The organism is Streptomyces sp. AK02-01A, from assembly GCF_033795305.1.
Lineage (GTDB): Bacteria > Actinomycetota > Actinomycetes > Streptomycetales > Streptomycetaceae > Streptomyces.
Genome location: NZ_JARBAE010000019.1, coordinates 43,319 through 58,610, shown reverse-complemented (window position 1 = coordinate 58,610; position 15,292 = coordinate 43,319). Strand labels below are relative to the sequence as shown.

Here is a 15,292-nt window from a genome sequence, read left to right as displayed (position 1 = left end):
CTGCCGATCCGGTGGCCGCCGACCGGCACGGGAGCCGGCACCGTCCGCGAGCGAGCCGTACGACGGCGCCTCGACGCTTCGATACCGGCCGACGTCGGCGTCAGAGACCCAGATCGCTCAGCCCCGGGTGGTCGTCGGGACGGCGACCCAGCGGCCAGTGGTATTTGCGTTCTGATTCCTTGATGGGCAGGTCGTTGATGCACGCGAAACGCGCCCGCATGAGTCCGTTCTCGTCGAACTCCCAGTTCTCGTTCCCGTAGGAGCGGAACCAGTTCCCGGAGTCGTCGTGACACTCATAGGCGAACCGAACCGCGATTCGATTTCCGTCGAACGCCCAGAGTTCCTTGATCAGCCGGTACTCCAGTTCCCGTTGCCACTTGCGTGTGAGAAACGCGATGATGTCCTCTCGCCCATTGATGAACTCGACACGGTTACGCCAGCGGGAGTCCGGCGAATAGGCCAGGGAAACCTGCTCGGGATTACGGCTGTTCCAGCCGTCTTCGGCGCCGCGAACCTTCTCAAGGGCGCTCTCGCGGGTGAACGGCGGGAGTGGCGGTTTGGTCATGTTCGTCTCCTGAATCGTGCCCGCCGGGAGCGAAAAAGGCTTCCCTGCTCAGCGTACGGAACGTGTTGATCACTTGACCCGGACGCATGCTATATCCGCTCCACGCCGTTTCAACGGTTCCCGACACGGGCCGGGTCGCCGGGCCGGACACGCACGCCGCGGCCCTGGGAGCCGAAGCTTGAGGAAGCGCCGCTGGGGCGTGTTTCGAAGTAGCGCCGTCCGCCCGGAGGGCGGGGCCCGCGGCGTCCGGTGCGTGCGATCGCAAGGCGGAGGAGCAGTCTCGTACGGGATGTACGTGGCTGACTCCGACAACGCCGCGAGCGTGCGTGCCGGACCCCGGGGGCCAGGCGGGATGTGTCAGACAGGGCCTAAGACCTGGCGGGAGCCGCTATCGTGCGGCCATGACCGGTCACGAGCAGCGTCCGCTGCTCTTTCTCGACGTCGACGGAACTCTCCTTCCTTACGGTGGAGCGCCGCTCCCGTCAACCGTCGAAGAATGGGACGGCTGGCAGGACCTCTCGAATCCGCAGCTCGCAAAGCTCAACCCCACGCACGGCCCGCGACTGTTGGCACTGCCCTGTGCTCTGATGTGGGCCACCGCGTGGATGGACGACGCCAACGAGGTGATAGCTCCCCTACTGGGCCTGCCCGAGCTCCCAGTGGCCGACCTGCCGGACACACCGGAGCAGGACGAAGACGACGTACTGCACTGGAAGACCCGGGCCCTCGTCGAAGCGGCCGCCGGACGCCCGTTCGTCTGGGTCGACGACGAGATCACCGAAGTCGATCGGGCCTGGGTAGCGACACATCATCGAGGACAAGCCCTCCTCCATCGTGTCCATTCCGAGAGGGGCCTCACCGACATGGACTTCGCCGTACTCGATGACTGGCTGGGCAACGTGACAAGCCCTGAGGCAGTGATCGACTAAGAGCTTTCCCGCAATCCCTGGTGGATCAGCGCGCGGCGTCAGACGCGATACACCGCAAGGCGGAGGATCAGCCTCATACCGAGACGTATTCAGGCGCTTGAACAACGCGGCGAGGCACTGTAGTGGCGAATACTGACCGCCGATCAGCGATCAGCGGCGCGAGCGTCTTCAGCCGTCCGGCGATCATGTGCGAGTCAGCCGAATATGAATCGATTCACCACGGATGGTCAGCGTCCCCACCATGAGGCGTCAAGGGTCCAAATCAGGCATTTTCAGGGGCCCTTGACATCCTGGTCGGACAAAAATTCAGATGCGCGGACCCATTGACGGCGCCTCGTCGGCCCGTCTAGCTTCCGGGCAACCGACTTGAAACCTTTCACAACGCCAGGGGCCATGATCCACGGACACTGAGGAGTACCCCATGGACAACTCCCGTACGGGCGGCGAGGAGTCATGAGCAAGGGCTGGAACCGCCGGGTCTTTCTGCGTACCGCCGTGGTGACGGCTGCCGCCGGAGCCCCGGCACTGGCCACCGGCAGCGCCACGGCCGCTCCCCACCGGCCGCCGGGCCCCGGGGCGGGCCGGCTGCGCGTGGAACGGACCACGGTGGAGTACGCGGAGAACCTCCTCGGCACCGACTCGGCCGCGCCGCACCTGAGTTGGGAGCTCGGCGCCGACGGCCACGGGGCGCGGCAGAGCGCGTACCGGATCAGAGTCGCCACCGGCCCGGAAGGCCTGAGCCGTCGGCCACTCTGGGACTCCGGTCGCGTCGTGTCCGACCGTACCGTCAACGTCCCCTACGCCGGACCGAAGCTGCGCGACCGCACCCGCTACCACTGGCAGGTCCGTGTCTGGGACGAGCGGGGCCGCGGCTCCTCGTGGAGTGCCGTGCGCTGGTGGGAGACCGCACTGCCCGCCGACGGCTGGCGGGCCCGCTGGATCGGCGCGGACGCGCCGCCCGCTCCGCCCGGCTTCGACGGCGCGTCCTGGATCTGGTCGCCCGGCGCGACCACATCGAGCGCTCCGGTCGGACCCCGCTGGTTCCGGGCTGTACTCGACCTGCCCGCCGGGGCCGACATCGTCGAAGCGACGGTGACAGCCACGGCCGACGACGACTTCACGCTCCACCTCGACGGACAGCGGGTGCTGCATCAGCCAGAGAGCACGGACAGTTGGCGCGTCGGACTGTCGGCCGATGTCACGGCGCAGGTCCGCGCGGCGGCCGGACGAATCGTGCTGGCCGTTGTCGCCACCAACCGTGGCAACGATGTCAACCCCGCCGGACTTCTCGCCCGGCTCGACGTGCGTACCGGCGACGGACACCACCAACTCGTCACCGGCGACGGTTGGCGGGTGACCGACACCGAACACGAAGGCTGGCAGCGGCCCGACCACGACGACAGCTCCTGGCCCGCGGCCACGGTCCTCGCCCCGTACGGCCAGGGTCCCTGGGGCAAGGGCGTCAGCCTTGACCTGCCGGAACTTCCCGCGCCGCTGCTGCGCCGGGAGTTCACCGTAGCCAAGCCGGTCGCGCGCGCTCGCCTCTATATCTCCGGACTCGCCTACTACGACGCGGAGATCAACGGCAAGCGCGTCGGCAGGCAGGTCCTCGACCCCGGCTTCACCGACTACGACGAGACCGTCCTCTACGCCGTCCACGATGTCACCGAACGGCTCAGGCGCGGGGCCAACGCCATCGGCGTCACGCTCGGTCGCGGATTCTTCGGCATGACCACTCCGAACGTCTGGAACTGGCACACTCCGCCCTGGCACGGCGAGCCCCGCCTTCTCGCGCAGTTGGAGATCGACCATCCCGACGGCACACGTACGACCGTCGCCACCGGCTCCGACTGGCGCATCACCGAAGGGCCCACCCTCACCAACTCGCTCTACGCCGGGGAGACCTACGACGCGCGCCGCGCGCCGCGCTCGTGGACCAAACCCGGTTTCAAGGACGGCGCCTGGCGGGCGGCGACCGAGCAGAGCGCTCCCCAAGGCGCGGTGCGTGCGCAGCCGCACGATCCCATTCAGATCATCGAGACGGTCAGGCCCACCGGTATCAGCGAGTTGAGCCCCGGCGTGTACGTCGTCGACATGGGCCGTACGTTCGCCGGCTGGAGCCGTCTCACCGTCACCGCCGAAGCCGGGACCACTGTTCGCCTGGTGCACGGCGAGAAGCTCAAGGACGACGGAAGCGTGCATGCCGCGACCGATCATGTGCCGGGCCGCTTCCAGACCGACGAGTATGTGTGCGGCGGGGACGGGGAGGAGATCTGGGAGCCCAAATTCTCGTACAAGGGCTTCCGTTACGTCCAGATCAGCGGACTGCCTCGGCGCCCCGCACCGGAGCATGTGCTCGGCCGCGTCGTACACACCAGGGTCGACGAGGTCAGTGAGTTCCGCTGCTCCGAGCCCTTCTACGAACGGCTCGACAAGGCGATGCGCCGCACCCTGCTCAACAATCTGCACGGCATCCCGACCGACACACCGATGTACGAGAAGAACGGCTGGACCGGTGACGCCCAGCTCGGCACGCCCGTCATGGCGTACGCGTTCGGAGTCCACCGCTTTCTCTCGAAGTGGCTGGGAGACCTCGCGGACAGCCAGCTCACCAACGGCCACCTGCCGGTCATCGTGCCCAGCGGCGGCTGGGGCTACAACGAACTGGGCCCGTCTCCCGAGTGGACGACCGTGTATCCCTTCCTGATACGGGAGATGTACCGCGTCTACGGTGACGACCGGGTCGCCCGTGACCACTGGCCCGCGCTCACCCGCTACCTGGACTGGGAGATCTCCCGACTGGAGAACGGTCTCGCCGTCACGGCTCTGGGCGACTATCTGTCGCCCGGCTACGGCGGCAACCCTCCCGAGGACACCCGGCTCACCGCTACCGCCTATCTGCACCGCGCGCTGGTACACACCGCGGAGATGGCCGAGATCCTCGGTGAGAACGCGACCGGCGACCGCTACCGCGGGACCGCCGAGCAACTCATGGCAGCCCTCAACACGGCCTTCCTCTCGGCCGAGGGGCACTACCGCACCGCCAAGGATCCGGGCTACCGGCAGACCAGCAACGCGATACCGCTCGCCTTCGGGCTCGTGCCCGCCGCCGCCCGCCCAACTGTCATCAAGAGTCTCCTCGACGACATCGCGGCGCGCGGCAACCACCTCAACACCGGTGCGCTGGGCACCAGTGTTCTGTTCGCCGCGCTGACCGCCGAGGGACATCCCGACATCGCCCATGCCATCGCCACCCAACGGACCTATCCGAGCTACGGCTACTGGTTCGACCAGGGAGCCGACACCATGTGGGAGATGTGGCCGCTCGACTCACGCTCGCGCGACCACTACTTCCAGGGAACGGTCGTGCAGTGGCTGTACGAGAACGTGGCCGGCCTGCGCCCCGGTGACGCCGGATACCGCACTTTCACCGTGCGGCCGGACGCGCGCACGGGTGTCGACTGGGCGCGCACCTCGATCCGTACGGTCCGGGGCCGGGCCTCCGTGGACTGGGCGCGCTCCGGGAATGGTCTGCGCCTCACGGTCGAGGTCCCGGTGGGCGCTGAAGCGGAGGTCCATGTGCCCGCGGCCCGCCGGTCCGACGTCGACGCGCCGAGCGGTGCGGGATTCGTACGGTCCGGGCCCGGCCATGTCATCTACCGTGCCCCGCACGGCAGTTGGGAGTTCACGGCGAAGGCCGTGGCCGGCTGAGCGAACTCGGGCCGCCTTCGGGTTTTCAGTGTCCGGCCGGCAGATCGAGGGGAGCGATCTCCACGGCCGCCCGCGGTTCGGGACGGATGATCCCGGCCGCGCAGGCGGCGACCACGCAGAAGGCGACCGGCAGGAAGAACGCGACGTTGAGCGGGACGAAGTGCGTGAGCGGTCCGATGACGCCGGGCCCGGCGAGCATGCCGAGGTAGCCGAGCCCGGCCACCCGGGAGACATTGGCTCCCGCGTTGTCCTGGTCCGCGTGGCCCGCGGCGCTGAAGAGCTGAGGGATACAGCCGGAGAGTCCGATGCCGAAGACGGTCCAGCCGATCAGTGCCAGCGGGATCCACGGAGCGAGCGCGACCGCCGTGAGGCCGAGCGCGGCCAGTGCGGCGCCATGGCGAACGACGGCCACCGGACCGAAGCGCGCGGTCAGACGGTCGGTGAGCAGCCGGCCGATCGTCATGGCGGTGGCGAAGGCACCGTAGGCGAGCGCCGCGGTGGCGGCCGAGGCGTCGAGAATGTCTCGCAGCCCGAGCACGCTCCAGTCGTTGGCGACCCCTTCGCAGAGCATCAGCATCAGGGCCAGCGCGGCCAGCGCCCAGATACGCGCCGGTGTCCTCCGCCGCGTCCCGCCGGACGGGACCGCTTCGGGCCCTTGGCTCGTCCCGCCGCCGGTGCGCTCCGGCCGCAGCAGTGCCGGAGCGGCGAGCGCGGTGACGGCGAGGCCGAGGACGCTCACCCCGGCGAGTGTCGCCGCCGGACTCCAGTCCCAGCTCAGCGTGCGCGCGGCGACCAGCGCCGCCAGCACTCCACCGACCGAGAACAGCGCGTGGAAGGCCGACATCACGGGTCGCGCGTACCCGCGCTCGACCTGCACGGCATGGGTGTTCATGCTGACGTCCAGACAGCCGTTGCCGAAGCCGAGCACCAGCAGAGCGGCGCCCAGCGTCACCGGGCCTCCCGCCAGACCCGGGAGCACCACCGCGGCGCTGCAGAGAACCGCGCTCGCGGGCACCACCTTGCGGGCGCCGTAGCGGTCGGCGAGCGGTCCGACCACCTGCATGCCGGCGAAGGCACCGGCGCCGAGCAGCAGGAGCAGCCAGCCGAGCACGGCGTGACCGATGCCCGCGCGCTGCTCCACGGCCGGGATGTGGACGATCCACATCCCCAGGACAAAGCCGTTGAGGGTGAAGAAGGCGAAGGTGGCCTGCCGTGCGGCCCGTAGGGGGTTCTTCATGACTTCGAACATATCAAACACAATTCATGTTCGATAGATTGCTTATTGCGCACCGTTCCTGTTCACTTCTGGTATGGCGAGCACAGACCGACTGAGGCAGATCACCGAATCCGTCCGCGAGCGCGGGCAGTTGAGCGTGGCGGAGCTGGCGGAGCGCACCGGCGCCTCCGAGATGACCATCCGACGCGACCTGGAGACGCTGTCCGACCAGGGCGTACTGGAGCGCTACCGGGGCGGCGCCCGGAGCCTGCTGCTGCGCGGCGAGGAGCCTCCGTTCGCACTCCGCGCGCGGGAAGGGCTCGACGCCAAGCGACGTATCGCCGCCGAAGTCGCCGAACTGATCAGCGACGGCGAGTCGGTCGTCCTCGACAGCGGCACCACCTGCCTTGAAGTGGCCCGCGCCCTCAAACACCGGCGCCTGACCGTCATGCCGCTGTCCCTGCACGCCGCCAACGCTCTCACCGGCGGAGAGCGGCTGAGACTGCTGCTGCCCGGCGGCGAGCCGCGTCCGGGCGAACTGGCCCTGACCGGTCCGCTGACCGAGGCGTCACTGGCCGCGCTGCGCTTCGACACCGCCGTGGTCGGCTGCTGCGGGCTGACCGCCGCGGACGGCCTGACCGCTTACGACCTGGCCGACGCGGCGATCAAGCGCGCCGCCATCGCCTCGGCCCGCCGTGTCATCGCCGTCGCGGAGACGGCCAAATTCTCCCGTACGGCGCTTGCCTTCGTCGCACCGGCCTCCGCCCTCGATGCCGTCGTGACCGAGGAAGACGCGCCGCGCGACGAGCTGGACGCGATGGCGGCGTCGGGCGTGGCCGTTCGGAGGGTGTGAGCGCCGCCGGCTTCCCCGCTCAGGCCCTGTCTGACACATCCCGCCTGGCCCACGACGCCCGGCACGCGTGTATTCGCGCTGCTCGGAAAGCGCCGGCACGGTCCGATCATGGCCGTCCTGCTCCAGCGCGAGCCTGTGCACTTCTCCATCCTGCGCCGGGCCATTCCCGGCATCACCAGGGATGACGGGACGGCCCTCAGGTGAATCCGTGACGACCGGCTGATCCGGACGAGAGCGCGTAGCCGTTGTCAGCCGTCTTCGGGTTCCAGCTCGAACGTGAAATAGATACTCAGTGTGTAAGGCCGGTCTTCGTCGTGCGCGAAATCCCAAGAGACATCCACCAGGAAGACTCTGTGTTCCCTCACCCACTCATAGGCTTTCCTGAAGGCTTCCGCGGCAGTTGTGGCGGGGAACAGCTTCCTGGCCATGGGATGCACCTGGTTCTCAGCATCCGCGTCGTCGAAACCCTCCGGGACGTCCAGGCAGAGGCCGGGGTCGAGCTCCATGGACCGCGCCCTTTCCAGTCGGTTACCGGTACGCGCCGGCAGAGGCTGATCCTCTGAACACGGCACCCGGTAGGACCGCCGCACGCCTGGAAGGGTTGCCTCGGGCGACCACGCGGCGAGATGTCGCGCACCTCGGAGATCGGCCCGGACACGTCCCGGGAGCCGGCCGCGGGCCGTCATCGGTCCGAGTGAGCTACCTCATTCGGATTCCAGGCTGTCCGTCTCGTACGTCCTGGTCCATGTCGCTCCGCACAGGCAGCGGGAATGCTCGACCAGCTCTCCCGCTTCGGACACACCCAAGCCGTGATTCAGGCGGACGTGTACGTGCTCACTCATGGGGACTACTTTCGACTCTCGGGCAGATCGTCACCGATCGTGACTCAATGCCCTTGATGGGCGCAATGACCCGGGTCACACCCGTAACGGCGGCGCGATGGATATCGGGTCGCTCGGCGCCACATCTCCGGCAGCGAGGCGCTCAGCCGGCCGTACGCCGCTTCATTGCCCAGCGGTCCACTTCCACACCAGAACCCATCCTCTGAGCAGTGGTGGCCGGGAATCGCATGACTCGTCGGCGGACGGTCCCATCCTGGTGGGACCTGCCCGCAGAAACGCGGCGCCACCGGAGGTGAGCGGACGTACCGTCATATCCGTCGCCCTCGACGGCCGCGCCTCTCCAACTCTGACCGGAACAGCGCGCGCTGGTCGCGTGGCCGGATCCCGCCCGGCTCGCTGGGCGTCGTAGGCGGCACGCAGGACAGGATCGCGCAACGTCTCGTAGGCGGCCGACGCAGCCGCGAACCGATCATCGGACTCGGACCGGTCCGGGCTGACGTCGGGATGGAATGCCCGCACCAGTCTGCGATAGGCGGAGGTGATCTCCGCGGCCGACGCGGTGGGCCGCACACCGAGCACCGCGTAGTGATCGCACCCACCGCCGGGATCCGGCCGCCTTGCCATCTCCGCTCACCTCACAGGTGATCGAACTCTCACATATGCAGTGATACATCTCAAACATACTCACGCCAAGGCTCGACAGTCATCGGCGAGCAGAACGCAGCCAAGCGAAAGGCTCGACAGGACCCGGCGCCTGATTTCTCGCGCCGGGTCCCGATACGCGGGCGTCAGCCGTGAATCTCCTTGGGAGCGTTCTCGCCACTGACAGAGATCTTGCGAGGCTTGGCCTGTTCGGCGATCGGAATGCGCAGCCTGAGGACGCCGGCATCGTAGGACGCCTCAATGCGCTCGGTGTCCAGGGTGTCACTGAGGAAGAGCTGGCGGCTGAACGATCCAACCGGCCGCTCCGCGATCAGGATCTCCGCGTTCTCGTTGGCGCTCGGAGTGCGCTCGGCCTTGACCGTCAGCACGTTCTGCTCGACACCGAGGTCGATGGATTCCGGGGTCACGCCGGGCAGGTCCAGTTCAACGACGAAGGTCTCGCCGTCCCGGAAGGCGTCCATGGGCATGGCCGTCGGCCTCGCGGCGGTGCCCAGGACCTGCTGCGTCAGCCGGTCCAGCTCGCGGAAGGGATCGGTTCGCATGAGCATCTTTGATCACTCCTTTTCCGGAATTTCCCTGGACATAAAACACATATTGCGCAAATCCATTATATGGCCCGACGCCGGAATCTTGACAATCGCGCATTCAACTTCCCTCTCGTACATGGAAGGCGCGGCGCACTGACGCGGCACCCGAAGCCGCGGACTCCCACTCTCACCAGCTCACCGCCGAACCACGCTCCGCGCCACCCGAGCGACCGCCGCGGACCGGCCGGCCTTCCGGCTCCGCGACCTCACTCACCGTCAGACGCGAGAGGACCAGGGCCTATCACCCTCCGGCGACCACGCCCGCACCGACCCGGCCGGACAATGAGTCGCCCAGCCGTCTCGCTCCAGTCCAATCATTCCGCTTGGTAACGACCATCATTTTCATATAGCGTTGCCGACGACGACCGAGGAGGTCCCCATGGCAGTCCCGAAGCGGAAGATGTCCCGCAGCAACACCCGTCACCGTCGCGCGCAGTGGAAGGCCACGACGCCCCAGCTCGTACCGGTCACGGTCGACGGCGCTGTCCACCAGGTGCCGCAGCGGCTGGTGAAGGCTTACGAGCGCGGTCTCCTGCGTCCCGAGGGCTGAGCGGCTTGTGACGCAGGCCTGCCGCCCGGCACCGTTCTCCACGGCGGTGTCGACCTGCTCCGCATCGACGAACGAGGCCGGGACCCACTCCACCCGCCTCGCCTCCACCCGGCCCCGGACCGAAGGGCCCGCCGAGGCCGGCCGAGTGAGTGTCTGGGAGTACGGAGCCGTCAATTCGGACTGACCCGGTGCGGGCGTCGTAGCGGAGTCCGTCGACAAGCAGGGCGATCGCCCGCCGAGTGGAGCCGTGGTCGTCTGGTGCGCCGATGTCGCTCGTGGCAGGCAGCAGGTCGTACGGGACGACGTCGGAGCGGATGTCGCCGGATGCGGCGGCGTCCAGCAGCGACGTCGACATCACCGGGAAGACCGTCGCGATCACCCTTGGGAACCTCGCCCGTCACGCTTCCGATGCCGCTTGGCGCCCTGGTCCGCGAGCTCATCGCGACCCGACGCGGCAAGGCCAAGATCGGCACTCGGACGACGCTTCCTGGCTCTTCCCCGGAGGACGACCAGGGCGTCCGCTCAGCGACAGTCAGGCCGGTCTGCGGCCGCACAAGATCGGCATTCGACCCCCAACAGGACCGCTCCACAGCGTTGTTCACCCTCGCCGCCGAACTACCCGCCGCCATCCTCGCGCGGATGCTCGGCGTCCATATCCAAGTGGCCGTTCATTGACAGAAGGCATCCGCCGGCGACTGGGCCGCCTACGCCGCCGATGTCAGCCGACGCGCATCCCCTTCTCGCAGGACGACTCTGAGGTTTGTTCCCGGTATGTCGTAGGTGGCGGTGCCCGACGAGCGCGCGGTGAGGACCTCCCACCCGTTCGCTGACCTGGACTCGTTCCACGAGGCGTCGGCGGCCTGGGCGGTGCCGGGAGCGAGCAGGCCCTCCCCCGTGGCGAGCAGTGTGGCTCCGGCGGCGACACCGGTGAATCCTCTGAGCAGGGTGCGGCGCGAGAAATCGGTGTTCATGAGATCACTCCAGAAGGGTTTCTGACTCGCTTGCGCAGGTATACGGAGGTGCCGGCCGAGACGAGGGCGGCACCCACCAATAGGCATACGAACACGGTGACCGACATCGAGACGTACTCCACGGTCGACCCGTCGGAATACACGCAGGCGTTCCGAAGGGGCCAGTACTGTTGCTTGATGGCCGCCAAGTCGGCGCCAGCGTCGTTCCGGCTCGTGCACAGTTCGGGAAAAGGGCCCCCCGTGCTGACGGAGAACCAGCCGTAGCAGTACACCGCCACCGCCGAGGAAGCCAGGATCAGGGCGACAAGCGCGTAGGTCCTGGGCACAGGCAGCGGCGGGTGGCTCAGCAGGATAAGAACCACCAGGATGCCCACCGCTGCAGTGGCCAGACTTGCAGCCAGCAACGCGCCCATCAGGAACATGCGGCACCTACCTCTTCTCTGCCTTTTGCGCGGCAAGGAACAAGGCCGATGTCCCGCATCATCGTGTCGATGCCTGCCCGAGTTGCCTCGGACATCTCCCCGTCGATGGCGCCCGCACTGTAGCCCTTGCAATACATCCCGCACTGGATGATTTTGACGATGTTCTTGTTGGACTCGCCGACCTTGATGGCACCCCTGGCCTGCAGCCTCGACAATGTCGTCGGGCCAAAAGCGTTGGAAAGTGCCGTGATACCGAGTTCGTGCTGTAGCGCGCGGGTCAGGGAATACATGGCGTTCCACCCGGTTTTGCCGTCTTCTGTGACTGGGTTGTAGCCGGAAACGTTCCTGTAGGTGGAGTTGACCCACTTCTGGGCCTGGAGCACCATTTCGTCAGCCATTACGGCAAGCAACCTTTCGCTGGTAAAAACGCCGATTGTTTTCTGGACGAGATCGACGCCACCCGACCTCACAAGAAGGGGCCACCTGGAGTATTAGGCGGTCACCGTCCGAGTTGAGTGCCGAAAATAAGTACCGCGAGTGAGGAATGCTCTCGGGCGGCGCACATCACTCGGTGCCGTACGCTCGTTTGTCGATCTTCACGACGGTGATGGCCGGCTTGGCAGGAACGGGCTTGCCAGGGTCGGTTGCGGTGAGTTCGGTGGGCCAAGTCGCATTGGGGTCGAGTCCGGCGCCCCTGATACGGATACGCAGAGCGGCGTCGAACCCGCCGGGCCCGGTGACCTCCAACGCAACGTCATAGAAGGCAGTTTCCTTGCCTCGGTTGCGAACGGTGACCGGGACGATCAGGCCCGAGTCGGTGGCCGTGGGGCGATAGACGGTCACGTCGCCCTTCGTCACGATCGGGTCCTGGAAGTCCTCGTCGGCCGGGTCGTACGGCTGGGGCGATGCCGGGTCTCCGCTCGCCGCGCCCGCCGCCCGCTCACGGATCGCCTCTTTCTGGGCGGCCTCGTTTTCGCCGCCCGGACCGACGGACGCCGTGGGGCCGGAGGGCGATTGTTGGGGCGGTGTCTGCTCTGCGGTACGGGCGACCTCGATGGCGGGAGTCAAGTCGGCGCTCGCCGAGTGGGGGCTGGTGCCAAAGCGGACACAAGACGTCGCGATGCCTCCCTCAACCCGAGCGAAACCATGCCTGACCAGCAGGAAACAAGGGATCACGTTCGGTTGGGATACGGCTTCTGACGGTCACGCGGCACGGCCCCGCACAATCGTTCCCGAGGAGCCGACGCACTATCTTTCAGGAGGATCGGTGAACGCCTCCAACTTGGCTCTCACCTGTTCCGCCTCCGGCCGTTCCACTTGCCCGAGCAGGTCGGCCGCGCGATGCCACGAGGCGCGGGCCGCGTTCTGGTCGCCGACGGCGGCGTACGCGTCACCGAGCCGTTCCCGGATCATTGCCTCGTTGTACACATCGCCTCCCTCCGGCAGCATGTCAAGAGCCCGGCGGGCGCAGCGGATCGCTGCCTCGAATTCGCCCAGCCCGTAGTGCGCGTTCGCGAGAGTGTCCCAGGCGACGGCCTCGTGAGCCGAGTCGCCGATCTCTCGGGTCAGGCAAACCGCCTCTTTGGCATGGGCGGCGGCCTCCTCGTAATTTCCGAGTCTGGTGTGCAGCCAGCCAAGGGTGTTCAGTTGCATGGCCTCGAAGGAACGGAGGCCGATGCTGCGGAAAAGGCGCAACGCTTCAGAGACGTGGTCCAGTGCTTCACCGTATCTCCCCTGTTGATGCAGGAGCCAGCTCATGATCGAATGCGTGTAAGCCTTTTCCGCGGGATCGCCGAGTTCGGCAGCTATCTCGAAAGCACGCCTGATGTGGCTGCCGGCCGCCTCGTACTGGTTCAGATCAGTCAGCGCCCGAGCCAGTTTACGGAGAGTGGTGATTTCTCCGAGCAGGTCTCCGTCCTGCCGTGCGGCATCCACACCAGTGCGCTGGGATGCCGCGATGTCCTGCCAGTGTCCCTGCCGGTCGAGGAAAATATGCATGCAGCAGGGAAGTTGCCATGCGTGAGTGAGGAACGTCGTCCTCTTGGCCTCGGTGACGGCTGCCATCAGCGCGCCCCGTTCCGCGGTGAACCAGGCCAGGGCCCCGCTGTGGGTGGTGAACGTTTCCGGAAGTGCGTCAGGCTGGGCCGGAGCGAGCCGCAGGGGATTCATGTTCGAGGTCAGCACTTGATCCGCGGCATACGCGCTGTGCAGATAGTGGTCGAACATCCTGTGCTGAGCGGCACGGCGTTCGGCCGGGGAGTCGTGGATCTCGGTGAGCTCGGTGGCGAAGAGGCGCAACAGGTCGTGCAGCCCGTAGCGGCCCGGTACGCGTTCCACGACAAGGTTCGCGTTGGCGAGTTCGCCCAGTGCCGTGCGCGCTGTCCGCATCGGGGAGGCGGCGAGAGCGGCGGCTGTCGACACCGCGATGTCGGGCCCCGGATGCAGCGACAGGAGCCGGAAGACCCGGGCGCCGTCGGGCGAGAGGAGCCGGTAGGAACAGGCGAAGGCGGCGCGGGCGTCGGTGGCTCCGCCGTCGCCGGAGAAGGCGTCCAGATTGTCCTGGGACGAGCGGAGTTCGGCGGCGACGGCCGACAGAGCGAAATCCCCGTTGTACTGGATACGGGCGGCCACAAGAGCCAGAGCCAGAGGAAGACGTCCGCACTGCTCGATGATGTCGTCGGCGGCCTCCGGTTCGGCGGACAGGCGCTCGGTGCCTGTCCGCCGGGCCAGCACCGCGTGGGCGTCCGTGCGGGTGGGCGGCTCCAGGCGCAGCGGGCGGGTCCCGGTGGCGATCAGGCCGGGCAGGGTGTTGCGGCTGGTGACCAGGGTCAGGGAGCCGGGTGAGGAGGGCATCAGCGGGCGTACCTGCTCGGTGGCGCCCGCATTCTCCAGGAGTACCAGGACCCGTCGGCCGACCAGCAGACTGCGGTACAGACCCACGAGTGCGTCCATGCCGGTCGGTATGCGGTGCGGTGGCAGTCCCCATGCCTCCAGCATGCCGCTGAGCGCCTCGGCGGGGTTCATGGCCGTCCTCGCGGTATCGAACCCGCGCAGGTCCACATAGAACTGGCCGTCCGGGAACCGGTCGGCCACCGTGTGGGCCCAGTGCACCGCCAGCGTGGTCTTTCCCACCCCCGCCATGCCACTGAGCAGCACAGTCGTGGAGGCTGCGGGCGTCGTGAAGGCTGCGGCCGTCGTGGAGGCTCCGGGCGTCGTGGACGTCACCTCGCCGGCGATGTCCCGCAGCCGGATGAGTTCGGCCTGCCTGCCGGCGAAGACCGCCAGACCGGCGGGCAGCTGGGCGGGCCGGACGAGGGTTTCCTGGACCTCCGGCGCTGTCTCCTGACGCTCCGGCGACGCGCCGCCGGTGCGGGAAGATCCCGCGTCCGGACGCGCGGCACGTGCGACCGCCAGCAGTTCGGCATGCGCCGCCTCGTCCAACCGCAGACCCTGCGCGAGCGCGGCGACCGTCCCACGATGCGGACGGAGACTACGCCCCCGCTCCATATCACCTATCGCGCGCCCCGACACACCCGACGCCTCGGCCAGCTCCTCAAGCGTCAGACCCCGACCCCGCCGCAACTCACGCAACATCCGCCCGAACCGCGTGCCGCTCCCGCCTTCCACCGCACTCCCCTATCCGCACAGCCCACCATATTAGTGGACATTCACGCCCCACTGAACACTCGCTCCGGCAGGACCACCGCCGGCAGGACCGGCCCGTCACACCGGGCCTCACCTTACGATCGCGTCCATGGCCGCCGCCCCTTGAGACAGCTACCGACGCCGCCTCACGCGGTGATCCTGAGCCCGTCGGGCAGGTGGTCAAGGGCGACGCCGGCCGCGCCGGGTCCACAGCGAACGACTCATCGCCGAAAGCAGGAACCCGACACCGCCAGCGGCAGAGCAAACCCCCCAGCGAATCAGCCGCGCACGAAATGCACCCATCCGGAATTTGCCTCTGAGGCAACCCAGCGCACACG

At 67.7% G+C, this 15,292-nt stretch carries 15 protein-coding genes; 4 read left to right on the top strand and 11 right to left on the bottom strand.

The window, feature by feature from the left end; translation table 11 throughout:
- Nucleotides 1–100: 100 nt before the first annotated feature.
- On the bottom strand, nucleotides 101–565 hold the full coding sequence (locus PV679_RS19250) for a nuclear transport factor 2 family protein (protein WP_319681539.1): 465 nt from the start codon (nucleotides 563–565) through the stop codon (nucleotides 101–103).
- A gap of 401 nt (nucleotides 566–966) precedes the next feature.
- Between PV679_RS19250 and PV679_RS19245 the strand changes: the two genes are divergently transcribed.
- Together PV679_RS19245 and PV679_RS19240 are read left to right on the top strand one after the other, a co-directional pair.
- Nucleotides 967–1,494 carry an HAD domain-containing protein gene (locus PV679_RS19245; protein ID WP_319681538.1) on the top strand — a complete coding sequence of 176 codons (528 nt, stop codon included), beginning with the start codon at nucleotides 967–969 and terminating at the stop codon, nucleotides 1,492–1,494.
- A gap of 453 nt (nucleotides 1,495–1,947) precedes the next feature.
- Nucleotides 1,948–5,205, top strand: a complete 3,258-nt coding sequence (locus PV679_RS19240; protein ID WP_319681537.1) for a family 78 glycoside hydrolase catalytic domain — start codon at nucleotides 1,948–1,950, stop codon at nucleotides 5,203–5,205.
- 25 nt (nucleotides 5,206–5,230) lie between these two features.
- Here PV679_RS19240 and PV679_RS19235 read toward each other — a convergent pair whose 3' ends face one another.
- Nucleotides 5,231–6,442: an MFS transporter gene (locus PV679_RS19235; protein WP_319681536.1), complete on the bottom strand. Its 1,212-nt coding sequence runs from the start codon at nucleotides 6,440–6,442 to the stop codon at nucleotides 5,231–5,233.
- Between the two features lie 73 nt (nucleotides 6,443–6,515).
- Here PV679_RS19235 and PV679_RS19230 point away from each other — a divergent pair, with 73 nt between their 5' ends.
- Nucleotides 6,516–7,274, top strand: a complete 759-nt coding sequence (locus PV679_RS19230; RefSeq protein ID WP_319681535.1) for a DeoR/GlpR family DNA-binding transcription regulator — start codon at nucleotides 6,516–6,518, stop codon at nucleotides 7,272–7,274.
- Between the two features lie 248 nt (nucleotides 7,275–7,522).
- Here PV679_RS19230 and PV679_RS19225 read toward each other — a convergent pair whose 3' ends face one another.
- The 4 genes from PV679_RS19225 to PV679_RS19210 all read right to left on the bottom strand — a co-directional run bounded on the left by PV679_RS19225 (nucleotide 7,523) and on the right by PV679_RS19210 (nucleotide 9,327).
- Nucleotides 7,523–7,780 (bottom strand): hypothetical protein, encoded by a 258-nt coding sequence (locus tag PV679_RS19225; RefSeq protein ID WP_319681534.1) that lies wholly within the window; start codon nucleotides 7,778–7,780, stop codon nucleotides 7,523–7,525.
- Nucleotides 7,781–7,978: 198 nt separating this feature from the next.
- A complete protein-coding gene (locus PV679_RS19220; protein WP_319681533.1) occupies nucleotides 7,979–8,116 on the bottom strand; it encodes a hypothetical protein in 138 nt (45 codons plus the stop codon).
- 162 nt (nucleotides 8,117–8,278) lie between these two features.
- The gene (locus PV679_RS19215) at nucleotides 8,279–8,740 is read right to left on the bottom strand and encodes a J domain-containing protein (RefSeq protein ID WP_319681532.1); all 462 of its coding nucleotides are present in this window, start codon (nucleotides 8,738–8,740) and stop codon (nucleotides 8,279–8,281) included.
- 164 nt (nucleotides 8,741–8,904) lie between these two features.
- Nucleotides 8,905–9,327, bottom strand: a complete 423-nt coding sequence (locus tag PV679_RS19210; protein WP_319681531.1) for an Hsp20/alpha crystallin family protein — start codon at nucleotides 9,325–9,327, stop codon at nucleotides 8,905–8,907.
- A gap of 418 nt (nucleotides 9,328–9,745) precedes the next feature.
- Between PV679_RS19210 and rpmF the strand changes: the two genes are divergently transcribed.
- A complete protein-coding gene (gene rpmF / locus PV679_RS19205; RefSeq protein WP_319681530.1) occupies nucleotides 9,746–9,916 on the top strand; it encodes a 50S ribosomal protein L32 in 171 nt (56 codons plus the stop codon).
- A 704-nt stretch (nucleotides 9,917–10,620) separates the two neighbouring features.
- Here rpmF and PV679_RS19200 read toward each other — a convergent pair.
- The 5 genes from PV679_RS19200 to PV679_RS19180 all read right to left on the bottom strand — a co-directional run bounded on the left by PV679_RS19200 (nucleotide 10,621) and on the right by PV679_RS19180 (nucleotide 14,903).
- Nucleotides 10,621–10,887, bottom strand: coding sequence for a hypothetical protein (locus PV679_RS19200; protein WP_319681529.1), 267 nt, complete (start codon nucleotides 10,885–10,887; stop codon nucleotides 10,621–10,623).
- Nucleotides 10,884–11,309, bottom strand: a complete 426-nt coding sequence (locus PV679_RS19195) for a hypothetical protein (protein WP_319681528.1) — start codon at nucleotides 11,307–11,309, stop codon at nucleotides 10,884–10,886. The genes PV679_RS19200 and PV679_RS19195 overlap by 4 nt, the downstream gene beginning before the upstream one ends.
- Nucleotides 11,300–11,707, bottom strand: coding sequence for a hypothetical protein (locus PV679_RS19190; protein ID WP_319681527.1), 408 nt, complete (start codon nucleotides 11,705–11,707; stop codon nucleotides 11,300–11,302). Before PV679_RS19190 ends, PV679_RS19195 begins: the two co-directional genes overlap by 10 nt.
- A gap of 166 nt (nucleotides 11,708–11,873) precedes the next feature.
- On the bottom strand, nucleotides 11,874–12,377 hold the full coding sequence (locus PV679_RS19185) for a hypothetical protein (RefSeq protein WP_319681526.1): 504 nt from the start codon (nucleotides 12,375–12,377) through the stop codon (nucleotides 11,874–11,876).
- A gap of 180 nt (nucleotides 12,378–12,557) precedes the next feature.
- Entirely contained in the window at nucleotides 12,558–14,903 is a 2,346-nt protein-coding gene (locus tag PV679_RS19180) for a tetratricopeptide repeat protein (RefSeq protein ID WP_319681525.1), read from the bottom strand.
- Between the last annotated feature and the right edge of the window lie 389 nt (nucleotides 14,904–15,292).